Below are 22,012 nucleotides of genomic sequence, written 5' to 3'. Positions count from 1 at the left end.
TCCACCGCTCGTGACCCCGCGGCGGTCGGATAAGGAGTCCGCTTTGTCTCGCTACTCGCATGCCCGTGTGAGCATGGCCGCCATAGCCGCCACCACCGCGCTGCTGGTGACCGGTATTCCGGTGATCGCCCAGGCCGCGCCCAGCGCGCCGGCCCAGGTCGCCGCCCAGGTCGCGGGTTCCAAGGCCCAGCTGCTCGCCGTCGCCGGCGACCAGGCCCCGGCCTTCGCCCAGTCCCTGGGACTCGGCTCGCAGGAGAAGCTGGTCGCCAAGGACGTCGTCCGCGACGCCGACGGATCCCAGCACTTCCGGTACGAGCGCACCTACGGCGGGCTCCCGGTCCTCGGCGGCGACCTGATCGTCCACCAGGCCGCCAACGGCGCCACCAAGGGCGTGGACAAGGCCAGCGAGGCCTCGCTGACCGGCCTCTCCACCTCGCCGAAGCTCGCCGCTCCGAAGGCCCAGGAGGCGGCCCTGGCCGCCGAGGCCGGCTCCGCCCTGGAGACCGCCCCGCGCCTGGTCGTCTGGGCCGCCGGCGCCACCCCGAAGCTCGCCTACGAGACCGTCGTCTCCGGCAAGGAGGCCGACGGCACCCCGAGCAAGCTGCACATCATCACCGACGCCACCTCCGGCGCGGAACTGCACAGGTTCGAGGGCATCCAGACCGGCACCGGCACCGGCGTCTTCGTCGGCAACGTCACCATCGGCACCACGCTGTCGGGCTCGACGTACCAGCTGAAGGACGCCGCCCGCGGCAACGGCTACACCACCAACATGAACAACGGGACCTCCGGCAACGGCACCCTGTTCACCAAGTCCACCGACACCTGGGGCAACGGCTCGGCCTCCAACAAGGAGTCCGCGGCGGTCGACGCGCACTTCGGTGTCGCCACGACGTGGGACTACTTCAAGAACGTGCACGGCCGCAACGGCATCCGCAACGACGGTGTCGGCGCCTTCAGCCGCGTCCACTACGACAACAACTACGTGAACGCGTTCTGGGACGACTCCTGCTTCTGCATGACCTACGGTGACGGCGCGTCCAACACCCACCCGCTGACCGAGCTGGACGTCGCGGGCCACGAGATGAGCCACGGCGTCACCTCGAACACCGCCAACCTGAACTACTCCGGCGAGTCCGGCGGCCTGAACGAGGCCACCTCGGACATCTTCGGCTCGATGGTCGAGTTCTACGCCAACATCCCGTCCGACAACCCGGACTACCTCATCGGCGAGCTCATCGACATCAACGGCAACGGCACCCCGCTGCGCTACATGGACAAGCCCTCCAAGGACGGCGCGTCCGCCGACTACTGGTCCTCCACCGTCGGCAACAAGGACGTCCACTACTCCTCGGGCGTCGGCAACCACTTCTTCTACCTCCTCGCGGAGGGCGGCGGCGCCAAGGTCATCAACGGCGTCAGCTACAACTCGCCGACGTACAACAACCTCACCGTCACCGGCATCGGCCGGGACAAGGCCGCCAAGATCTGGTACCGCGCGCTGTCCACCTACATGACCTCCACCACGAACTACGCCGCGGCCCGCACCGCGACCGAGAAGGCCGCCACCGACCTGTACGGGGCCAACAGTGCCGAGGTCATCGCGGTCGGCACCGCCTGGGCGGGCGTCAACGTCGGCACCGCGCCGAACCCGAACCCGGGCAGCCCGACCGTCACCAACCCGGGCAACCAGTCCACCACCGTCAACAGCGCGGTGAACCTGCAGATCTCGGCCAGCGGCGGAACCGGCGCGCTGACCTACTCGGCCACCGGCCTGCCGGCCGGCCTGTCGATCAACTCCTCGACCGGCAAGATCACCGGCACCCCGACCGCCACCGGCACCTCCAACGTGACGGTCACCGCCACCGACACCGCCAGCAAGAGCGGCACCGCCAGCTTCACCTGGACCGTCAACCCGGTCGGCTCCTGCACCGGCACCCAGCTGCTCGGCAACGCGGGCTTCGAGACCGGCTCCGCCGCGCCGTGGACCACCACCAGCGGCGTGGTCGACAACAGCGCCTCGCAGGCCGCTCACAGCGGCTCCTGGAAGGCCTGGCTGAACGGCTACGGCTCGGCCCACACCGACTCGGCCTCGCAGACCGTCACCATCCCGGCCGGCTGCAAGGCGACCCTGAGCTACTGGCTGCACATCGACACCGCCGAGACCACCACCACGACCCAGTACGACAAGCTCACCGTGACCGTCAACGGCACCACGGTGGCCTCGTACTCCAACCTCAACAAGAACACCGGCTACGCGCAGAAGACGGTCGACCTGTCCTCGTACGCGGGCCAGACGGTCACCCTGAAGTTCAACGGCGTGGAGGACTCCTCGCTGCAGACCTCCTTCGTGATCGACGACACCGCCATCACGACCAGCTGACGCTGAACGGATGACGGAGGGCCCGGCGGGGGAACCACCCGCCGGGCCCTCTCGCGTCGTGAGATCCCGGAAACCGGGGCGCAACACGAAACACCGGGGAAACACGCCCGCCCACAACCGGAAACCGGCTCCGGCGAAACTCCCCGAATGCTCCTCGCTGACCCCACCCCCGGCCTGGACACCGGCGACACCGCCTGGCTGCTGGCCTGCACCGCGCTGGTGCTGCTGATGACGCCCGCCCTCGCGCTCTTCTACGGCGGCATGGTCCGCACCAAGAGCGTCCTCAACATGATCATGATGAGCTTCGTCTCGATCGCCGTGGTCACCGTGGTCTGGCTGCTGGCCGGCTACACCCTGGCCTTCGGCGACGACGCGTTCGGCGGCCTGATCGGCGACCTTGACCACCTCGGCATGGCCGGCATCACCCCCGCCAGCCTGACCGGCCACGTGCCCACCCTGCTGTTCGCCGCGTTCCAGCTCACCTTCGCGATCATCACCGCCGCGCTGATCAGCGGCGCCATCGCGGACCGGGCCAGGTTCGGCGCCTGGGTGGTCTTCACCGCGGTCTGGACCCTGCTGGTCTACGTCCCGGTCGCGCACTGGGTGTTCGCCCCCGGCGGCTGGATCGTCTCGAAGCTCGGCGCGCTGGACTTCGCCGGCGGCACCGTGGTCGAGGTCAACTGCGGCGCCAGCGGCCTCGCGCTCGCCCTGCTGCTGGGCCCCCGGATCGGCTTCAAGAAGGAGGCGATGCGCCCGCACAGCCTCCCGCTGGTGCTGCTGGGCGCGGGCCTGCTCTGGTTCGGCTGGTTCGGCTTCAACGGCGGCTCCGCGATGGGCGCCAACGGCCTGGCCGCCGCCGCGCTGCTCAACACCCAGGCGGCCGGCTGCACCGGCCTGCTCGGCTGGCTGCTGGTGGAGAAGCGCCGCGACGGCCACGCCACCACCCTCGGCGCCGCCTCCGGCGCGGTGGCCGGCCTGGTCGCCATCACCCCGTCCTGCGGCAGCGTGGACCTGCTCGGCGCCCTGGTGATCGGCCTGGCGGCCGGCCTGGTCTGCTCGTACGCGGTCAGCTGGAAGTTCCGCTTCGGCTTCGACGACTCGCTGGACGTGGTCGGCGTGCACTTCGTGGCCGGCGTCATCGGCACCGCGCTGATCGGCCTCTTCGCCACCGCCGCCATGACCGGTGGGGCGAGCGGCCTGCTGCACGGCGGCGGCCTGGCGCAGAGCGGCAAGCAGCTGGTCGCGATCGTGGTGGTCGCGGTGTACGCCTTCGCCGTCACGTACGGCATCGGCTGGGCGATCGACCGGGTGATGGGCTTCCGCGCCCCCGCCGACCACGAGCTGCGCGGCCTGGACCTCGCCGTGCACGCGGAGACCGCGTACGATCACGGCGTCCTGGGCCACGGCACCGCCGCGACCCACGCCACCGTGCTCGCGCACACGTCCGACAAGGCGTCCACCGCATGAAGCTGATCACCGCCGTCGTCAAGCCGTTCAAGCTGGACGAGGTCAAGACCGCGCTCCAGGAGCTCGGGGTGCACGGCCTGACCGTCACCGAGGCCAGCGGCTACGGGCGGCAGCACGGGCACACCGAGGTCTACCGCGGCGCCGAGTACCGGATCGACCTGGTGCCCAAGGTGCGGATCGAGGTCGTGGTGGAGGACGAGGACGCCGAGCAGGTGCTGGACGCGATCGTGGCCGCCGCCCGGACCGGCAGGATCGGCGACGGCAAGGTCTGGATGGTCCCGGTCGACTCGATCGTCCGGGTGCGCACCGGCGAGCGCGGGCCGGACGCGGTCTGATCCGAACACCCGGCGGGCAGCAGCCCCGAGGTGGCCAGCGCGGCGACGGCCAGCGCGGCCGCCGCCAGCCGCAGCCGCCGGTTGCGGCGCAGCCGCCGGCCGCGCCGGGCGGCCTCGGCGGCCATGCTGAGCACCGGGACCGGCAGGGTGCGGGCGGTGTCGGCGAACAGCTCGGCGAGCCGGCGTTCGAGGTCGCTGCTCACGGGTGGAAGAGCAGTTCCCGGTCGTTGCCGAGGATCTCGCGGAGCTTGGCGAGCGAACGGCTGTTGAGGCTCTTCACCGCGCCCTGGGAGACGTCCAGCAGCTCGGCCACCTCCTCGATCGAGCGGTCCTCCAGGTAGCGCAGCACGATCACCGCGCGGTTGCGCGGCGGCAGCCGGTGCAGCGCCGCGGTCAGGGTGAGCCGCAGCTCGCTGCCGCCGGGGAGGTCGGCGGAGTCCGGCAGCTCGGCGGTGACCACCTCGCCGGAGCGCTTCAGCCGCCGCTGGGAGAGGTAGTAGCGCAGCAGCACCTTGCGGGCGTACGCGTCCAGTCCGGGCTCGTCCTCGCCGCGGCGCAGCCGGCCCCAGATCGAGAACATCTTGGCGAGCGTGGTCTGCACGAGGTCCTGGGCCTGGTGCCAGTCGCCGCACATCAGGTACGCGACCTGGAAGAGTCGGCGAGCCCGGGTGCTCGCGAACTCCTCGAAGTCGAGTGCGGTCTCCATCCGCCGGGCCCCCTGTGGTCCTGTGCCGTCCTGCCGTCATGGGTACTACACGCGTCGGGAGTCGATCAGGTCGCACACGAGTGCGGCCGCCGACGCCGAACCGTTGTCTCCGGATGCCTTGACGGGCGCTCGGGGCCGCCCTATGTTCAGCGCGTTGCAAGTTTCCAGCAAGTTTCAACGGTCTTGCAGCAAGAGGTCCCAGCAGTACGACGCCCACCGCACCACCCCCAGCGCACCACCCCACGGCAAGACCCCCAGCGACCTCCCCACCCGGTCGCGCTGACGGCGCATCGCCGTCGCGGCCCCCCACCCTGCCGCATCGCCCGCGCCCCTGCGTCCGCGGGCGAGCCCTGCTCCCTGGAGACACTGTGGTCACCACCGCCCCCACGCGCGGGCGCCGGCTCACCGCCGGTTTCGCAGCGACCGCCGCCCTGGCCCTGTCCATCGGGTCCGGTCTGGTGCTCGCGCCCTCCGCCGAGGCGACCCCGCCCGGCAACGGCAAGGACGTCACCGCCACCCTCTTCGAGTGGAAGTTCGACTCGGTCGCCAAGGCCTGCACCGACACCCTCGGCCCCAAGGGCTACGGCTTCGTCGAGGTCTCCCCGCCCCAGGAGCACATCCAGGGCGCCCAGTGGTGGACCTCGTACCAGCCCGTCAGCTACAAGATCGCCGGTCGGCTCGGCGACCGCGCCTCCTTCCAGGCCATGGTCAACACCTGCCACGCGGCCGGCGTCAAGGTGATCGCCGACTCGGTGATCAACCACATGTCGGCGGGCTCCGGCACCGGCACCGGCGGCACCAACTACACCAAGTACAACTACCCCGGCTACTTCCAGGACCAGGACTTCCACTCCTGCCGCGCCGCGATCTCCAACTACGGCGACCGCTCCAACGTGCAGAACTGCGAGCTGGTCAACCTCTCCGACCTCAACACCGGCTCCGCGTACGTCCAGCAGACCATCGCCAACTACCTGAGCGACCTGCTGACCCTCGGTGTGGACGGCTTCCGGATCGACGCCGCCAAGCACATCGACGCGGGCGAGCTCGGCGCCATCAAGGCGAAGATGAGCAACCCCAACGCGTACTGGGTGCAGGAGGTGATCTACGGCGCCGGCGAGCCGATCCAGCCGTCCGAGTACACCGGCAACGGCGACGTGGACGAGTTCCGCTCCGGCACCTGGCTGAAGAGCGCCTTCAACGGCGGGAAGATCTCCGACCTCTCCACCTGGGGGAACGGCCTGCTGCCCAGCGACAAGGCCCGCACCTTCGTCGACAACTGGGACACCGAGCGCAACGGCTCGACCCTGACCTACAAGTACGGCTCCGCCTACACCCTGGCCAACGTCTTCATGCTGGCCCACCCGTACGGCGCGCCCAACGTCTACTCCGGCTACGCGTTCAGCAGCAACGACGACGGCCCGCCGAACGGCGGCACGGTCAACGCCTGCTACCAGGACGGCTGGAACTGCGTGCACGCCTGGCGGCAGGTGGCCAACATGGTCGGCTTCCGCAACGCCGTCGCCGGCACCGCGATGACCAACTGGTGGTCCAACGGCAACAACGCGATCGGCTTCGGCCGCGGCGACAAGGGCTACGTGGCGATCAACCGGGAGTCCGGTTCGATCACCCAGACCTTCCAGACCTCGCTGCCGGCCGGCACCTACTGCGACGTCGAGCACGGCGACTACGCGAACGGCGCCTGCTCCGGCACCACCTACACGGTCGGCCCGGACGGGAAGTTCACCGCCACCGTCGCCGCCGGCGAGGCCGTCGCGCTGCACGCCGGCGCCAAGCTCGGCTCCACCGCCACCCCGACGCCCACCCCCACCCCGACCGCCACCCAGGGCACCAACACGGCGACCGTCTTCTACTCCACCACCAAGAACTGGTCCGCCTACTACCTGCACTACGCCCCGACCGGCGGCACCTGGACCACCGCGCCCGGCGTCGCGATGGCCGCCGCCTGCACCGGCTGGGTCAAGTCCACCGTGAGCCTCGGCACCGCCACCGGCCTGGCCGCCACCTTCAACAACGGCTCCGGCACCTGGGACAACAACAACAGCGCCAACTACGCGCTGGGCACCGGCAACGTCACCGTGAAGGACGGCGTCGTCGGCAGCGGCGACCCCTGCGCCACCGCCACCCCCACCCCGACCCCGACCCCCACCGCGACCTCCACCACCACCGGCGCCTCGTTCGCCGTCAACGCCACCACCGCGGTCGGCCAGAACATCTACGTGGTCGGCAACAACGCCTCGCTCGGCAACTGGAACACCGGCTCCGCGCTGCTGCTCTCCTCGGCGAGCTACCCGGTCTGGAAGCTGGACGTCGCGATGGCCGCCGGCACCGCCTTCGAGTACAAGTACATCCGCAAGGACGCCGCCGGCAACGTCACCTGGGAGAGCGGGGCCAACCGCACCGCCACCGTCCCGGCGAGCGGCCTGGTCGCCCTGAGCGACACCTGGCGCAGCTGACGCCCCGTCCGCCCACCGCGGGCCGCCCCCCGTCCGGGGGCGGCCCGCGGCCGTTCACGGGCCGGGTCCGGATCGGGTAACGGGCAGAGCGGACAGACCGCCCGAAGGGGTGGTGATCCGGGTCCAAACACCGTTTTGAGGACGGCGGTTGGGAGGATCGGCGGGTGAACACCGCATCCGCCGTCCTCTCCGTCGAACTCTGCGGCGGCCGCTGGGACGGACTCCGCAAGCGGGTCCGGGCCGGTGCACCGCCGCCCGCGCTGCGTCTGGTGCTCAGCATCGACCTCCCGGCGGTCGAGGCGGGCGAGTACTGGCCCACCACCAGCGTCTACCGGCTCGACGAGGACGGGCCGGTGGTGCGCTACCGGCACTCCCACGACGAGTGAGCCGCCGCTACCGGGTCGCGCGGGCGTCGCGCAGCACCCCGCCCCACCAGGCCAGCTGGTCCAGCATCGCCTTCGCGGACTGCTCCGGGCCGGCCGGCTCGCGCAGCGCCCCGTCCTCGTCGAAGAGCAGGTAGTAGCGCGGGAAGGACACGTACGCGCGGACCGTGTGGGCGTCCAACTCGCCGAAGACCTGCCGCAGCTGCTCGATCGCCAGGATGCCGCCGGTGGAGCCGCTGTACCCGACGAAACCGACCGCCTTGGCGCCCCACTCGGCGTAGTGCCAGTCGATCGCCGACTTGAGCGACGCCGGGAACGAGCGGTTGTAGTCCGGGGTGACGACCGCGAACGCGTCGGCCTCGCCCAGCCGGCGGGTCAGCCCCGCCATCGCCTCCGGGCGCGGCACGTCCGGCGACATCGCCGGCGGCACCGACGGGCCCTCCACGGGCAGCGAGAACTCGGCGAGGTCGATCACGTCGAGCTCGAAGCCGCCGTGCGCGGCGGCCTGTTCGGCGAACCACCGGGTCACCACCGGGCCGAACCGGCCCTCGCGGACGCTGCCGGTGATCACTGCGAGCTTCAGGGGCTGGGTGGACATCTGGGTTCTCCTCGCGGTCGTTCGGCGGCCCCGGGTCGTGGCCACGACCCCACCGTGCCGGTCCGCGGGACCGGGAGGGAGACCGGCCGGAGACTGGTAGTGGCAGGGCCACCCTCGGCGCCACTCCGGTCGGTAGGCTGCGGAGGGTGAGCGACAACGAGCTGGGCCTGTTCCTGCGCAACCGCCGCGAAGCCCTCACCCCCGCCGACGCCGGGCTGCCGTCCGGCCCGCGCCGCCGCACCCCCGGACTGCGCCGGGCCGAACTCGCCATGCTGGCCGGCGTCAGCGTCGAGTACGTCACCCGGCTCGAACAGGGCCGCGACCGGCACCCGTCCGCGCAGGTCGTCGCCGCCCTCGCGGACGCCCTGCAACTCGCCACCGGCGAGCGGATCCACCTCTACCGGCTGACCAAGGCCGCCGACGGCATCGTCAGCTGCACCGGCGGCGCCGGGCCGAACCGCACCGTCCGCCCCGGCGTGCAGGCCGTCCTCGACCGGCTCGGGCCCGGGCCCGCAGTGCTGCTCAACCGGCTCGGCGAGATCCTCGCGCACACCGAGGGCTACCGGGAACTGGCCGGACCCGTCGGCCTGCTCGACGCGCCGCTGCCCAGCCTGCCCCGGTACGTGTTCACCGACCCGCGGGCCCGCGACACCTACCCCGACTGGGCGGCCGTCGCCGACCTCCAGGTCTCCCTGCTCAAGCAGGGGCCCGGCCGCAACAACCGGGACATCGCCGACCTGATGGACGAACTCTCGGTCGTCGGGCCCGAGTTCACCCGACGCCTGGAGACCGTGTCGGGCCTGCCCGCCCCCAGCGGCATCCACCGCCTGAACCACCCCGCGGCCGGCGAGCTCCGACTCGGCTACGAGGCGCTATCCCTCCCCGCCGACGACGAGCTGCGCATCCTCGTCCACCTCCCGGCCGACGCGGCCACCGCCGCCGCCCTCGACCGGCTCACCGGCCGCCGGCCCGGCGCGCTGCGCGCCGTACCGGCGTGAGGGGCCCGGGGCGCCGGGGGCTCCGAGGGCTCTGAGGGCTCTGAGGGCTCTGAGGGCGCCGAGGGTTCACCCCCGGCCGAGGTAGGGCATGGCGGTCGCCATCACCGTGGTGAACGGGATGTTGGCCTCCAGCGGCAGCTCCGCCATGTGGCGGACCGTGCGGGCCACGTCCGCGACGTCCATGGTCGGCTCCGGGGCGATCCGGCCGTCGGCCTGCCGGACACCGGCGGACATCGCGGCGGTCATGTCGGTGGCGGCGTTGCCGATGTCGATCTGACCGCAGGCGATCCGGTACGGCCGCCCGTCCAGACCGAGCGACCGGGTCAGGCCGGTGACCGCGTGCTTGGACGCCGTGTACGCGATGCTCTGCGGGCGCGGCACGTGGGCGGAGATCGAGCCGTTGTTGATGATCCGCCCGCCCTGCGGCCGCTGCTCCTTCATCCGCCGGAAGGCGGCCTGCGCGCAGAGGAACGCCCCGGTCAGGTTGAGGTCGACGACGGCCCGCCACTCCTCGTACCCCAGGTCCTCCACCGGCGTCGGCGGGCCGAACGCGCCCGCGTTGTTGAACAGCAGGTCCACCCGCCCGAACCGGTCCACCGCCGCGCGGAACAGCGCCTCCACCGCCACCGGGTCGGTCACGTCGGTCGGCACCGCCAGCGCCTCGCCGCCCGCCAGGCCCGCGGTCTCCTCCAGCGGCTCCGGACGCCGCCCGGCGAGGACCAGCCGCCAGCCGCCGGCGGCCAGCTCGCGCGCGACGGCGCGGCCCACACCGCTGCCGGCTCCGGTGACGACGGCGACCTGATCGGACATGGCTGGGCTCCCTGGGGACGGCGCTGATCCTTCCGATGATCAGGTACCACAGCGGCGGCCGTCACCGGTACGACCGTCCAAGCACCGGCCGCCCGCCGGGCCGCCCGCTTGGCGGTTCGTGGCAGCACCACCCGGGAGGGTCGGCTCCGCCACACCCGGCTGACGGCCGCCCCGGCCGACGGCCCCGCCCCCGCCGCCCGGCGGGCCCCCCACCCCCGCCGAGCGGCGGGGATGCCCCGTGCGGCGCAACCGGGCGCGTCACCGGACCGTCATAGGATCACGAACGGCGCGGTGCCCCGCGCTGCCGCCCGGCTCGCCGCGACCGGGCACGACCACGCCCGGAGAGACCGAACCGTGCAGCCGCTGCTCCTGCGTACCACCCGTACCCGTGCCGTCCTGGCGGGCGCCGCCGCGCTCGCCCTGGCGTCGTCGCTGGCCGCCTGCGGCAGCGGCGGCAGGACGGCGGGCGACGCCAAGGCGGCGCTCGGCCCGGGCGGCAGCGCCGGCGCGACGCCCTCGGCGGCGCAGAGCAGCACCCCGCCGCCCAAGCCCAGGAAGGTGCTGCAGCCGACCGGCCCGGCGGCCAACCTCACCAAGGTCCGGGACACGGCGGCCGGCCCGATCATGATGACCACACTGACCGGCGCCAAGTCCGGAGTGAGCGGCAAGGTGTGGGTCTGGCTGCCGCCGCAGTACAACGACCCCAAGTACAAGGACCACGGCTTCCCGGTCCTGACCCTGTACGCGGGCGGCCAGAGCGCCGGGTACAACACCTGGACGGACAACCAGCTGCCGATCCAGGAGATCGACACCCAGCTCGCCGCGGCCGGGAAGACCCACCCGTTCATCATGATCATGCCGGTGCAGAACCTCGAATCCAACGAGGCCAAGGCCCTGGAGTGCAGCGACATCCCCGGCCAGCCGAAGATGGGCACCTGGATGGCCGAGGACATCCCGGACTTCGTCCGCGCCAACTTCCGCACCGTCAAGGGCCGCGACGGCTGGGCCGTGGCCGGCGCCTCCACCGGCGCGTTCTGCAGCGCCAAGCTGGCCCTCCAGCACCCCGACGTCTTCAAGGCCGCCGTCCCCATCGACGGCTACTGGAACCCCGACTCCCCGCTCTGGAAGGGCCACGAGCAGGAACGGGTCGCCAACAGCCCCGACGCGCTCGCCGCCGCCGGCAAGGCCGACGTCCGGATCCTCGCCACCGCGGGCGGCGCCAACGCCTACGAGACCAAGCTCGTCAAGGCCTGGGTCGCGAAGGTCGCCGCCCCCGCAACGGTGGAGTACTACGAGCAGCCCGGGGGAAAGCACCTCACGTCGGACTTCAAGAAGATGATCCCGACCGTCCTCGAATGGCTCGGCAAGAACGTCACCGGCCCGCAGAACGACGACTGAGGAACCGGCCCACGAGCCGCTGACCTGCGCGTCAATCGGACATTGATTCGACTCTGATGCTCTGTCACCACCCTGGAGATCAGGCACGGGGCGCCGCCACCGCGACGCCCGGCCCGACCAGCCTCAGCCAGTCGTGAAGAGAGCGTTATGCCCCGCCACCTGCTGCCCGTAGGGCCCACGTACGTCCCCGCCCAGTCGGACGGCTCCCACGCCGTGCCGTCCGCGCCGCCGGTGACGCCCGCGCCGCGGGTCGAGCCGATGCCGTTCGCCGGACTCCGACTCGTGCACGCCGCGCTCCGCCGCGACCTCGCCAGGCTGCCCCAGGCCCTGCGACTGCTCCAGCCCGGCGACGAGATCGCCGCCGACGCGCTGCAGCGGCACTGGGACTTCATGACCGCCATGATCACCTGCCACCACGAGCAGCAGGACAGCCGGCTCTGGCCGCTGCTCCGCCGCTTCGCACCCGAGCTGCGCCTGCTGCTCAACTGGCTCGAGGCCGACCACCACAACCTCGACCACTCCTTCACCCGGGTCACCACCCTCGTCCGGATCGCCACCCGCGACCCCGCCAGCAGCTGGCCCGTCGCCTACGCGGTCGAGGAACTCGCCGCTCGGCTCGAAACCCACCTGCGGATCGAGGAGCGCCAGCTGCTGCCCCGGATGGACGGCATCTTCCCGGCCGGCTCCCGGATCGGCACCCTGCCCGAACTCCTCGACCTGCTCCGCGCCGCCGACGGCCCCGCGTCCTCGGACGCCCTGGTCTGGCTGCTCGAAGGCGTCGACCCCGCGCAGATCGACCGCCTCCTCGCCGACTGCGACGACGAGACCGCCCGCTACTGGCCGCACTGGCGCGACACCTACGCCCGCTGCACCGACCAGCTCTGGGGCCCCGCCCGCTGACACCCGCGGTTTGCCCGGCTGCGCCGGTGGTTTCCCGCCCTGCCGGTTGTTCGGCTGGCGCCGGTGGTTTCCCGCCCTGCCGGTTGTTCGGCTGGCGCCGGTGGTTTCCCGCTGCGCGGGTTGCTTCGGCTGGCGCCGGTGGTTTCCCGCTGCGCGGGCGCGTCGGCCGGCGCCGGGGCTTCCTGCTTCGCCGCGCGTTTCCCGCTGTGCGGGTCGGTCGGCTGTGGTGGGTGGGGTTGCTTGCCGTCTGGAGTGGGGTCAGTCGGCGAGGCCGAGGGTGATGAGGTACGGGGTGAGGTCGGTGGGGGTTTCGGTGGCGAGGCCGATGTAGCCGTCGGGGCGGATCAGGTAGAGGGTGGGGCGGCCGTCGGCGGGGCCGTAGGCGTCGTGGCGGAGGGCGCGGATGCCGGCCGGGACGGGCGGGGCGTCGGTGCCGGCGGTGACGATGGTGGCGTGGGGGCCGCGCAGGGCGTCGAACAGGCGGGTGCCGTCCGTGAGGAGGGCGTCCGGGGCGCGGTCGCCGGCCTGGAGGTCGTCGTCGGCGAGACCGGTGCGCCGTTCGGCGCTGAGCGGGCCGCCCCGGTAGCCGACCGCCAGTTGGTCGGTGTCCTCGCCGCGGGTGGCGCGCCGCGGGCCGCTGCCGGGCTGCCCGGCGAGCGCGCCGCCGCGGTGGATGGAGGTGCTGATCTCCAGGACGTCGGCGGCGACGGGGAGCCGTTCGGCTTCGTAGCTGTCGAGCAGTGGTTCGGCGTCGGCGCCGTGCCGCAGGATCTGCCCGAGCTTCCAGCCGAGGTTGTACGCGTCCTGGACGCTGGTGTTGAGTCCCTGCCCGCCGGCGGGGGAGTGGACGTGGGCGGCGTCGCCGGCGAGCAGGACCCGGCCGACCCGGAAGCGCTCGGCGAGGGCGGCGCGCGGCCGGAAGTCGGAGGCCCAGCGCACTTCGGTGACGGCGTCCGCGGGGAGGTGGCTGCGGGCGGCGACGAGGGCGCGGACGCCGTCGGCGCTGGTGTCGGGTTCGCCGTCCTCGTACTGGGCGTAGACCTGGAACTCGTCGGTGCCGGGCATCGGGCAGAGGGCGAGTGCGCCGCCGGGGGCCTGCGGGAAGACGTGCCAGTGCGCGTGGTCGAGGCCGGTGATGCGGACGTCGGCGACGAGTGAGGGCCGGGGGTCGACGGTTTCGCCGAGCATGGTGACGCCGAGGGCCCGCCGGACGGCGGACCGTCCGCCGTCGGCGGCGACGAGGTAGTCGGCGGTGACCGTGCCGAGGCCTTCGACCTGGGCGGTCACGCCGTCCGCGTCCTGCCGGAAGCCGAGCAGCGCGCTGTCGAACCGCACCTGGCCGCCGAGTTCCTGGAGGCGGGTGTACAGGATCTCCTGGGTGCGCCACTGCGGCACCATCCACACCTCGGGGTGCGGCACCTGCTCGGTGGCGGCCGGGCTGGGCACCAGGGGGAACGGGTCGCCGGCCGTGCCGTCCGCCCAGGGCAGCATCGCGGGGTAGGGGGAGCCGGCGGCGCGGATCCGTGCGAGGACGCCGAGGTCCTCCAGGATCTCCAGGGTGCGCGGCTGGAGGCCCTTGCCCCGCGAGCCGGGGAACAGGGCGGGGGCGCGCTCGATCAGCAGGGCGTCGACGCCGCGGCGGGCGAGGTCGCAGGCGAGGGTGAGGCCGGTCGGTCCGGCGCCGACGACCAGGATTCCGGTGCGCATGGCTCAGCTCTCCTTAACGGCGTTAAGTTGCGGTGCTTCCGAGCCTGGCCTTAACGGTGTTAAATTGTCAAGCGTCGAGCAGGGAGAAGCAGCGGGAGAGGCAGCGGCATGGCGCAGAAACTGGACCGGGCGCAGGTCGTCGACACCGCCCTGCGGCTGCTCGACGAAGTCGGCCTGGAAGGGCTGACGCTCCGCCGGATCGCGGCCGAACTCGACTGCAAGGCGCCGGCGTTGTACTGGCACTTCGCCAACAAGCAGGCGCTGCTGGACGAGCTGGCCACCGAGATGATCCGCCGGATGATCGCGGGCAGTGAGCCGCCCACCGCCGACACCCCGTGGCAGCACCAGCTGGCCCTGACCTGCCGGACCCTGCGCCGGACGCTGCTCGGCCACCGCGACGGCGCGAAGGTGTTCAGCGGCACCAGGCTCACCGACACCGGCCACACCGACCGCTTCGAGGGGCAGTTGGACTCCTTCGTCCGCGCCGGGTTCACCCTGCCCGAGGCGGTCGAGGCGTACTTCACCGCGTACAGCTTCACCGTCGGCTTCGTGATCGAGGAGCAGGCCGTCCACCCGCTGCCGGGCGAGCGGGCACCCGGTTACGACCCGGCCGAGCGCGCCGAGCGGATCGGACCCGAGCGGCCGCTGACCGCCGCCGCGAGCACCGACCTCTTCACCGACTACGAGCGCCGCTTCGAACGCGGCCTGGCGATCGTCACCGCGGGCATCGAGGCCCTGCACGCCGAGGCCCCGCACGCCGAGGCCCCGCACGCAGACCGGACGCGGTGATCCGGAAATCCGCCGCACCGCGCGCCGGGGCCTTGCTAGCGTCCCCGCCATGTCCGATCTCTTCCAGCCACCCCTGGTCACCCGCCTGTTGGCCGCCGACCGGATCCTGATCGCCGGCGCCGGCGGCGGGTTCGACGTGTACGCGGGCCTGCCGCTGGCGCTGGCGCTGCGCGCCGCCGGCAAGGAGGTCCACCTGGCGAACCTGTCCTTCAGCCACCTGTACGGCCTCGACGCGGAGGTCTGGCTCGCCCCGGAGGTCGCCAGGATCACCCCGGACGGCCGCTCCGACGAGGGCTACTTCCCGGAGCGGACGCTGGCCCGCTGGCTGCGGCTGCACGGGATGCCCGACATTGTCTGGGCGTTCGCGAAGACCGGGGTCCGGCCGCTGCGCGCCGCGTACCGGGCGCTGATCGACCACGTGGGCGGGGTGGACGCGATCCTGCTGGTCGACGGCGGCACCGACATCCTGATGCGCGGCGACGAGACCGGCCTCGGCACCCCGGAGGAGGACATGGCGAGCCTCGCCGCGGTGGCCGGGCTGCGCGACGTGCCCGAGCGGCTGGTCGCCAGCCTGGGCTTCGGCATCGACGCGCACCACGGCGTCAGCCACACGCTGGTGCTGGAGAACCTGGCCGCGCTCGACCGGGCCGGCGGCTACCTGGGCGCCTTCTCGCTGCCGCGGGACTCCCGCGAGGGCAGGCTGTACCTGGACGCGGTGGCGTACGCGCAGGCCGCCTTCCCCGCACACCCGAGCATCGTGCACGGCTCGGTCGCCGCGGCCCTGCGCGGCGAGTTCGGCGACGTCCGGTTCACCGAGCGCACCCGGGGCAGCAAGCTCTTCGTCAACCCGCTGATGACGCTGTACTTCGGTGTCACCGTGGAGGCGCTCGCCGCGCACAACCTCTACCTGGACCGGATCGAGCGCACCGAGACGTTCCGGCAGATCCCGTCCCTGATCGAGGAGTTCCGCGACGAGCTGCCCGCCCGGCGCCCGGCCCGCCGGTACCCGCACTGACGGCCGGTCGGGCCTTCCCCCGGCCGGTCAGGCCTTCCTCGCGGCGGCCAGGATCTTGACGGTGGTGTGGAAGAAGCGTGCGGTGGTCCGACCGGCGTAGGTCTTGGGCAGGCAGGTCGACGGGTCGGTGCCGAGGCGTCCGTTGCGCAGGTGCACCACGGCGAAGGCGGCGCCGGGGGTGGCTCCGAGGATGTCCCAGTCGCCCTTGGGGGAGTGGATCGGGAACTCCGTGCCGTCCGGCAGCGGCTCGGAGAGGAAGAGCACGCACAGCCGGAGGTCCGGGGTGACCTCGACGGCGGCGAACGGGTCGAGGTCGACGACCTCGGCGACCTCGTCCACGGTGCGCAGCATGACCGGCACGGCATAGCCGAGCGCCTCGGCGAGGTGCGCCTCGATCCGGGCGGTGAGGGCGGCGCGGTCGGTCTCCGCGGTGGAGAAGAAGACGTTGCCGCTCTGGATGTACGTCCGCACGCCGTCCAGCCCGAGCTCGGTGAAGAGCTCGCGCAGGCGTTCCATCTTCACGGTCCGTCCGCCGACGTTGATCGCGCGCAGGAAGGCGATGTAGTTCTCCGACATCCGCCCAGTCTGGCAGTCGGCACCGACGGATCGTGGGTGCCGACTGCCAGACTGGACACCATGGCTACCTGGCAGGATTTCGAGCACGAGGCCGACGACCTGGCCGCCGCGGTGCGAGCCCGGTTCGAGTCGCACAAGCACCATGTGCTGGCCACCCTGCGCAAGGGCGGTGCACCCCGGGTGAGCGGGACGGAGGTGCAGTTCATCGGTGCCGATCTGATGATCGGCTCGATGTACGGCGCGATGAAAGCGCTGGACCTGCAGCGCGACGGGCGCTTCGCGCTGCACAGCAACCCCAGCGACGTGACGATGGCCGGCGGCGACGCCAAGGTCTCGGGCACGGCGGTTGAGCTGACCGACCCGGCCGACCTGGCCGCCTACGAGGCGGAGCTGCCGGCCGCCGTCCCCGGCCCGTACCACGCCTTCCGGCTGGACCTCGCCGAGGTCGCGCTGACCGAGGTGGAGGACGGCGACCACCTGCTGATCCGCTCCTGGCGCCCGGGCCAGGAGGTGAAGGCGGTCCGCCGCACGTAGCCTCCGCCCGGGGTCAGCGGGGGACGATCCCCTTCAGCGCCTCCGGCGTGCGCGCGATCACGGCGTGGCCGTCGTCGGCGGTGATGATCGGACGCTGGATCAGGATCGGGTGCTCGGCGAGCGCGGTGATCCAGCGGGAGCGGTCGGCGGGCTCGCGGGTCCACTCCTTCATGCCGAGGTCCTTGGCGGCCTGCTCGTCCATCCGGGTGATGTGCCACGGCTCCAGGTCGAGCCGCTCCAGCACGTCCTCCAGCTCGACGGTGGAGGGCGGCTCCTCCAGGTAGCGGCGGACGGTGTACTCCGCACCGGCCGCGTCCAGCTCGCCGATCGCGGTACGGCACTTGCTGCAGCGCGGGTTGATCCAGATCTCCATGCGGCCAGGGTAGCCACCCGGACGGGAACTTCCCGCGACCGGCGGGCCGTTGTGACCACCGGTAACCCGGTACGGGCCACCGGACGGATGGGGGAGCAGGCCATGGACGGCGCCGCGATCGTCGAGCAGCTGATGACCCCGGCGGGCAGGGCGGACCCGTACCCGCTGTACCGCGCGGCCCAGGAGCTCGGCCCGGCGGTGCAGGCCGGCGAGTTCCTGGTGCTGGTCTCCGGCTACGAGGGCGTCCACCGGACGCTGCGCGCCCCCGGCTTCGGCGTCGCCGACCCGGAGCTGAGCGCCCGCTGGGACCCGGAGTACCCGAACCACCGCTCCAAGCAGCTGATCAGCCGTTCCATCCTGGAGCGCAACGCACCCGACCACGCCCGGATGCGCTCGTTGATCGCCTCGGTCTTCACCGCCCGCCGGGTCGCCGCGCTGGAACCGGCCGTCACGGCGGCCGTCCACCGGCTGCTGGAGGAGATGGCGGAGCGGGGCGCCGACGGCTCGCCGGTCGACTTCATGGAGGCCTTCGCGTTCCGCCTGCCGGTCGGCGTGATCTGCGAGCTGCTCGGCGTCCCCGAGCAGGACCGCTACCGCTTCCGCGGCCTGACCAGTGACCTGACCACCGTCCTGGAGCTGATCGCCACCGAGGACGAGCTCGACGCCGCCGACGAGGCCGCCGACGAACTCTCCGGCTACTTCGCCGACCTCGCCGCCCGCCGCCGCGCCCACCCCGAGGACGACCTGGTCAGCGCCCTGGTCCAGGTCGCCGACCAGGACCGGGGCCGGCTCTCCGGGCGGGAGCTGCTGGCCAACCTGGTGCTGCTGCTGATCGCCGGCTTCGAGACCACCACCAACCTGCTCGGCAACGGCCTCGCCCTGCTCTTCGAGCACCCCGAGGCGCTGGCCGGCGTCCGCGAGGGCCGGATCCGGCCCGCCGGGCTGACCGACGAGGTGCTGCGGTACGACTCGCCGGTGCAGTTCACCTCCCGGATCGCCCTCGCCGACGGCCTCGCCGTCGGCGACGTCCCCACCCCGTACGGCACCGCGGCCTTCCTGCTGGTCGCCGCCGCCAACCGTGACCCCGCCCGCTTCCCGGAGCCGGACCGCTTCGACCCGACCCGGCACGACAGCCAGCCGCTCAGCTTCGGCGGCGGCCCGCACTACTGCCTCGGCGCGCAGCTCGCCCGGCTGGAGGCCGCGGTCGCCTTCCCCGCACTGCTCACCCGCTTCCCCGCCCTCGCCCCGGCCGGCGACCCGGTCCGCCGCGACCGGCTGGTCCTGCGCGGATACCAGACCCTGCCGGTCGCGGTGCGCTGACGCCACACCGCACCGGGGCGCACCGCACCGGGGCGCACCGCACCGTGGCGCGGCTCGCCGGGGCGCGGCGGAACCGGGCCGAAGGTCCCCCGCGGAGGGGACCTTCGATGGCAGTTGGCGGGCCGGCGGCTCGGCGAGGATGGAGGAACCACCGTCCTCCCACCCCCGAGCCGCCCCCGAGGAGGCCCCGCATGCCGGTGTCCGCACCCGCGGCGACGGCGCCTCGACCGGTCCAGCCGTCGCTCGCCGACCGCTGGCACTCCGCCACAGCCGAGGCCCTGCGCGCACCCGCCTGGGTCCGGGTGATGCCCGCCCTGCTGCTCGGCGTCGACCTGGTCCTCGAAGTCGCGGTGCCCGGCGCGGTGGCGGCGGGCTTCCTGGTCACCGTCCTGCCGGTGGTGGTGGCCTTCAGCCTCGGTCCGGTCGCGGTCGGCACCGTCACCGTGTTCACCGTCGTCCTGCAGGTCCTGCTCGCGCTCCGCGCCGGCCACCTGCTGGAGCAGCACCACCTCTGGACCTACCTGGCCACCGCGCTGGCCGGCGCGATGGGTGCCGGACTCGCCTGGCAGCGCCGCCGCCAGGCCCGCGACCTGGCCCGGGTCCGCACCGTCGCCGACACCCTGCAGCACGCCGTGCTCCGTCCCGTCCCCACCCGCACCGGCGGGCTGCGCGCCGCCGCCCGCTACCGGCCCGCCCAGGCCGACTCGGCCGTCGGCGGCGACCTGTACGAGGTGTGCGAGACCCGCTTCGGCACCCGGGTGCTGCTGGGCGACGTCCGGGGCAAGGGCCTGGAGGCGGTCCGCACCGTCGCCGACGTGATCGGTGCCTTCCGCAACGCCGCCCACGAGACCCCGGACCTCACCGAACTCGCCCGCCAGCTCGACCGGCACGTCCGCCGGGAAGCCGCCGAACGCCACGACGAGGAGCTCTTCGTCACCGCCGTGCTCGCCCAGCACGGCCCCGACGGCTGGGTCGACCTGGTCAACCGCGGCCACCTGCCCCCGCTGCTGCTGCGCCCCGGCACCGTCCGCCCGGTCGACTGCGCCCAGCAGCCGCCGCTCGGCCTCGGGTACCTCGCGGTGGGGGCGGACCTGCCGACCACGCTGCGCCTGCACCCCGGCGAGACGCTGCTGCTGCACACCGACGGGGTCAGCGAGGCCCGCGACACCGCCGGCGACTTCTACCCGCTCGACACCCGGCTCGCCCGACTCCCCGGCACCGACCCGGAGTCCGTGGTCGACTTCCTCGACCGCGACGTGCGCAGGTACGCCGGCACCCTCGCCGACGACCTCGCGGTGCTCGCCCTCAGCCCGACCGGCTGACCCCGTCCCACTCCCACACGTTGGCGAACAGCACCGCCTGCTCGCGGGCGTCGTCGAGCGCGTGGTGGGTGTGCGGGAGGTCGGGCAGCAGCCCCCGCGCCATCGAGCGCTTGCCGACGGAGGCCAGCGGGACGCCGGCGCGCGCCGCGTACAGCGTCTTCACGTCCAGGCAGCCGGAGTGGCCGAACGGGCTGCCGCCGGTGAACCGCACCAGGTACCAGGAGAGGAATAGCCAGTCGTACGGCGCCGGGTAGCCGACCATCACCGGCCGGTACCGGCGGCCGTCCGGGCCGGTGCGCAGCCGCTCCACCCAGTCGGTGAACGCCCGCATCGCCGCCGCGGGGTCCGTGCCGTCGCGCAGCAGCGCCGTGCGGTCCAGGCCGGAGACGGCCAGCGCCTGCGGGTCCCACTGCTCGCTGATCGGCCGCAGTTCCCGGTAGAAGCCCTGCTTGCCGTCCGCCCGGCGGAAGCCGTCCGCGTCGTGCCACCCGGCGGTCACCGCGCCCAGGCTCACCATCGAGTACGGGCCCGGGATCGGGCCGTCCGCCTCGATGTCGACCGACACGTAGACGGTGGGGGTGAGGCGCTGTTTCTCCGGCATGCGGGGATTGTGCCGGGCGGCCGGGCCCGAGGCGAGCGCTTTTCCCGGCACACTGGTGCGATGCCCGATCCCGCCCTGCTGCCGCCGATCCCGCCCGCGCCCCGGACCACGGTCCGCTGCCGCCGCTGCGGGCGGCCCCTGCACGACCCCGAGTCCCGGATCCTGCGCCTCGGCCCGGAGTGCCGCACTCCGGACCCGGCCTCGGCGGCGGTCCCCGGCGACCAGGACACGCTGCCCGGGCTGGAGTAGCCGCCGCCGACCCCGCGCGTTTGGGTGACACATCAACCACAACCCCGGATACCCTGGGCGCATGGACGAGACGGCGCTGGGGTGGTCGGCGGAGGAGCAGCAGGCGTGGCGCGGCTTCGTGCGCATGAACGAGCGGCTGGTCGGGCGGCTGTCCCGCCGGCTGCTGGCGGAGTCGCGGCTGTCCCCCGCGGACTTCGCGGTGCTGGCGCACCTCTCCGAGGCGCCGGACGGGCGGCAGCGGGCCCAGGACCTGGCCCGGTCGGTGGAGTGGGAGAAGAGCCGGATGTCCCACCACATCGCCCGGATGGTGGGGCGCGGACTGGTGGTCCGGGAGGGGTGCACGGAGGACGGGCGCGGCGCGTTCGTGGCGCTCACCGAGGCCGGCCGGGCGGCGATCGAGGCGGCCGCGCCGCTGCACGTGACCGCGGTGCGGGAGCTGTTCCTCGATCAGGTCACCCCGGCCGAGCTGCGGATGCTGGCCCGGCTCTCCGAGCGGGTGGTCGAGGCGCTGGACGAGGAACCGGCCTGACCGGGGACTGCCCCGCCTACCCGGACTGCCAGGCCTGACCGGACTACCCGGCCTGACCGGACTGCCCGGTCGGCCCGGCCTCGGCGGTCGGTCGGGCCCGAGCGGTCGGTCAGGCGGCCAGGCCGAGGGTGATCGCGGTGGCGGCGGCGAGCAGGGCCAGCACGATCGGTGCGACGGCGCCGCCGCGGGTCTCGGGGTCGGCGTAGTCGCCGGCCTTGGCGTGGAAGGCGACGGCGCCGACCATGATCGCGGCGAAGCCGATCGCGGCGGCGATCCCGAGCGGCGCCCAGAAGACGCCGACCACCAGGCCGACCACGGCGGCGACCTCGGCGAGGCCGATGAAGCGGATCAGGCCGGCGCTCAGGCCCGCCTGCTGCAGGCCGGCCGAGGCGGGGCCCTTGAGCAGGGTCTTGGGCGCGCCCGCGGCCAGCGAGACGAGGGCGAGCAGCACGCTGAGGACGGTGGCGGCGACGGACATGGCGGATCCCTCCGGGGACGGTTGACGTGTCAACCACGGATCGTAGGATCCGTTGGTTGACACGTCA

At 73.1% G+C, this 22,012-nt stretch carries 23 protein-coding genes; 15 read left to right on the top strand and 8 right to left on the bottom strand.

Translation table 11 applies throughout. The features are described 5' to 3' along the window. Nucleotides 1-73: 73 nt before the first annotated feature. From ABEB06_RS11535 to ABEB06_RS11525, 3 genes are all read left to right on the top strand, one after another. Nucleotides 74-2,383 (top strand): M4 family metallopeptidase, encoded by a 2,310-nt coding sequence (locus tag ABEB06_RS11535; protein ID WP_345701815.1) that lies wholly within the window; start codon nt 74-76, stop codon nt 2,381-2,383. Between the two features lie 147 nt (nt 2,384-2,530). Then, nucleotides 2,531-3,850, top strand: coding sequence for an ammonium transporter (locus ABEB06_RS11530; protein WP_345696745.1), 1,320 nt, complete (start codon nt 2,531-2,533; stop codon nt 3,848-3,850). Beyond that, nucleotides 3,847-4,185 carry a P-II family nitrogen regulator gene (locus tag ABEB06_RS11525; protein ID WP_345696744.1) on the top strand — a complete coding sequence of 113 codons (339 nt, stop codon included), beginning with the start codon at nt 3,847-3,849 and terminating at the stop codon, nt 4,183-4,185. The genes ABEB06_RS11530 and ABEB06_RS11525 overlap by 4 nt, the downstream gene beginning before the upstream one ends. A 199-nt stretch (nt 4,186-4,384) precedes the next feature. Here the strand turns inward: ABEB06_RS11525 and ABEB06_RS11520 are convergent, their stop codons facing one another. Then, nucleotides 4,385-4,891 carry a SigE family RNA polymerase sigma factor gene (locus tag ABEB06_RS11520; protein ID WP_345696743.1) on the bottom strand — a complete coding sequence of 169 codons (507 nt, stop codon included), beginning with the start codon at nt 4,889-4,891 and terminating at the stop codon, nt 4,385-4,387. Between the two features lie 368 nt (nt 4,892-5,259). Between ABEB06_RS11520 and ABEB06_RS11515 the strand changes: the two genes are divergently transcribed. Both ABEB06_RS11515 and ABEB06_RS11510 read left to right on the top strand, forming a co-directional pair. After that, nucleotides 5,260-7,365 carry a carbohydrate-binding module family 20 domain-containing protein gene (locus ABEB06_RS11515; RefSeq protein WP_425559613.1) on the top strand — a complete coding sequence of 702 codons (2,106 nt, stop codon included), beginning with the start codon at nt 5,260-5,262 and terminating at the stop codon, nt 7,363-7,365. A gap of 164 nt (nt 7,366-7,529) precedes the next feature. Further along, the gene (locus tag ABEB06_RS11510; RefSeq protein ID WP_345696742.1) at nt 7,530-7,751 is read left to right on the top strand and encodes a hypothetical protein; all 222 of its coding nucleotides are present in this window, start codon (nt 7,530-7,532) and stop codon (nt 7,749-7,751) included. A gap of 7 nt (nt 7,752-7,758) precedes the next feature. Here the strand turns inward: ABEB06_RS11510 and ABEB06_RS11505 are convergent, their stop codons facing one another. Next, the gene (locus tag ABEB06_RS11505) at nt 7,759-8,346 is read right to left on the bottom strand and encodes an NADPH-dependent FMN reductase (protein WP_345696741.1); all 588 of its coding nucleotides are present in this window, start codon (nt 8,344-8,346) and stop codon (nt 7,759-7,761) included. A 146-nt stretch (nt 8,347-8,492) separates the two neighbouring features. Here ABEB06_RS11505 and ABEB06_RS11500 point away from each other — a divergent pair, with 146 nt between their 5' ends. Further along, nucleotides 8,493-9,344, top strand: a complete 852-nt coding sequence (locus ABEB06_RS11500; protein ID WP_345696740.1) for a helix-turn-helix domain-containing protein — start codon at nt 8,493-8,495, stop codon at nt 9,342-9,344. Between the two features lie 66 nt (nt 9,345-9,410). On the opposite strand, the gene ABEB06_RS11495 is transcribed toward ABEB06_RS11500, so the two are convergent. Continuing rightward, nucleotides 9,411-10,154, bottom strand: a complete 744-nt coding sequence (locus ABEB06_RS11495; protein WP_345696739.1) for an SDR family oxidoreductase — start codon at nt 10,152-10,154, stop codon at nt 9,411-9,413. 354 nt (nt 10,155-10,508) lie between these two features. Between ABEB06_RS11495 and ABEB06_RS11490 the strand changes: the two genes are divergently transcribed. After that, entirely contained in the window at nt 10,509-11,552 is a 1,044-nt protein-coding gene (locus ABEB06_RS11490; RefSeq protein ID WP_345696738.1) for an alpha/beta hydrolase, read from the top strand. A 147-nt stretch (nt 11,553-11,699) separates the two neighbouring features. Beyond that, entirely contained in the window at nt 11,700-12,452 is a 753-nt protein-coding gene (locus tag ABEB06_RS11485; RefSeq protein WP_345696737.1) for a hemerythrin domain-containing protein, read from the top strand. Nucleotides 12,453-12,710: 258 nt separating this feature from the next. On the opposite strand, the gene ABEB06_RS11480 is transcribed toward ABEB06_RS11485, so the two are convergent. Then, the gene (locus tag ABEB06_RS11480) at nt 12,711-14,159 is read right to left on the bottom strand and encodes an FAD-dependent monooxygenase (RefSeq protein ID WP_345696736.1); all 1,449 of its coding nucleotides are present in this window, start codon (nt 14,157-14,159) and stop codon (nt 12,711-12,713) included. A gap of 108 nt (nt 14,160-14,267) precedes the next feature. Between ABEB06_RS11480 and ABEB06_RS11475 the strand changes: the two genes are divergently transcribed. Both ABEB06_RS11475 and ABEB06_RS11470 read left to right on the top strand, forming a co-directional pair. After that, on the top strand, nt 14,268-14,948 hold the full coding sequence (locus tag ABEB06_RS11475; protein ID WP_345696735.1) for a TetR/AcrR family transcriptional regulator C-terminal domain-containing protein: 681 nt from the start codon (nt 14,268-14,270) through the stop codon (nt 14,946-14,948). A gap of 49 nt (nt 14,949-14,997) precedes the next feature. Next, nucleotides 14,998-15,963 (top strand): DUF1152 domain-containing protein, encoded by a 966-nt coding sequence (locus ABEB06_RS11470; protein WP_345696734.1) that lies wholly within the window; start codon nt 14,998-15,000, stop codon nt 15,961-15,963. 27 nt (nt 15,964-15,990) lie between these two features. On the opposite strand, the gene ABEB06_RS11465 is transcribed toward ABEB06_RS11470, so the two are convergent. Then, entirely contained in the window at nt 15,991-16,539 is a 549-nt protein-coding gene (locus tag ABEB06_RS11465) for a DUF1697 domain-containing protein (RefSeq protein WP_345696733.1), read from the bottom strand. 60 nt (nt 16,540-16,599) lie between these two features. Here ABEB06_RS11465 and ABEB06_RS11460 point away from each other — a divergent pair, with 60 nt between their 5' ends. Further along, a complete protein-coding gene (locus tag ABEB06_RS11460; protein WP_345696732.1) occupies nt 16,600-17,073 on the top strand; it encodes a pyridoxamine 5'-phosphate oxidase family protein in 474 nt (157 codons plus the stop codon). A 13-nt stretch (nt 17,074-17,086) separates the two neighbouring features. Here the strand turns inward: ABEB06_RS11460 and ABEB06_RS11455 are convergent, their stop codons facing one another. Continuing rightward, the gene (locus ABEB06_RS11455; protein ID WP_345696731.1) at nt 17,087-17,446 is read right to left on the bottom strand and encodes an ArsC/Spx/MgsR family protein; all 360 of its coding nucleotides are present in this window, start codon (nt 17,444-17,446) and stop codon (nt 17,087-17,089) included. A gap of 51 nt (nt 17,447-17,497) precedes the next feature. Here ABEB06_RS11455 and ABEB06_RS11450 point away from each other — a divergent pair, with 51 nt between their 5' ends. Together ABEB06_RS11450 and ABEB06_RS11445 are read left to right on the top strand one after the other, a co-directional pair. Next, nucleotides 17,498-18,766: a cytochrome P450 gene (locus tag ABEB06_RS11450; protein WP_345696730.1), complete on the top strand. Its 1,269-nt coding sequence runs from the start codon at nt 17,498-17,500 to the stop codon at nt 18,764-18,766. 191 nt (nt 18,767-18,957) lie between these two features. Next, nucleotides 18,958-20,088 (top strand): PP2C family protein-serine/threonine phosphatase, encoded by a 1,131-nt coding sequence (locus tag ABEB06_RS11445; RefSeq protein ID WP_345696729.1) that lies wholly within the window; start codon nt 18,958-18,960, stop codon nt 20,086-20,088. Here the strand turns inward: ABEB06_RS11445 and ABEB06_RS11440 are convergent. Beyond that, nucleotides 20,072-20,689, bottom strand: a complete 618-nt coding sequence (locus ABEB06_RS11440) for a 3'-5' exonuclease (RefSeq protein ID WP_345696728.1) — start codon at nt 20,687-20,689, stop codon at nt 20,072-20,074. The genes ABEB06_RS11445 and ABEB06_RS11440 overlap by 17 nt on opposite strands. A 60-nt stretch (nt 20,690-20,749) precedes the next feature. Between ABEB06_RS11440 and ABEB06_RS11435 the strand changes: the two genes are divergently transcribed. Next, nucleotides 20,750-20,938, top strand: coding sequence for a DUF6011 domain-containing protein (locus ABEB06_RS11435; RefSeq protein ID WP_345696727.1), 189 nt, complete (start codon nt 20,750-20,752; stop codon nt 20,936-20,938). A 61-nt stretch (nt 20,939-20,999) separates the two neighbouring features. Next, a complete protein-coding gene (locus tag ABEB06_RS11430) occupies nt 21,000-21,467 on the top strand; it encodes a MarR family winged helix-turn-helix transcriptional regulator (protein WP_345696726.1) in 468 nt (155 codons plus the stop codon). Between the two features lie 109 nt (nt 21,468-21,576). Here the strand turns inward: ABEB06_RS11430 and ABEB06_RS11425 are convergent, their stop codons facing one another. Beyond that, nucleotides 21,577-21,945, bottom strand: coding sequence for a DoxX family protein (locus ABEB06_RS11425; RefSeq protein WP_345696725.1), 369 nt, complete (start codon nt 21,943-21,945; stop codon nt 21,577-21,579). Between the last annotated feature and the right edge of the window lie 67 nt (nt 21,946-22,012).

The sequence above is a fragment of the Kitasatospora terrestris genome, assembly GCF_039542905.1.
GTDB lineage: Bacteria > Actinomycetota > Actinomycetes > Streptomycetales > Streptomycetaceae > Kitasatospora > Kitasatospora terrestris.
Note: the sequence above shows the minus strand (reverse complement) of the source record. Positions and strands in the feature narration are given on the sequence as shown.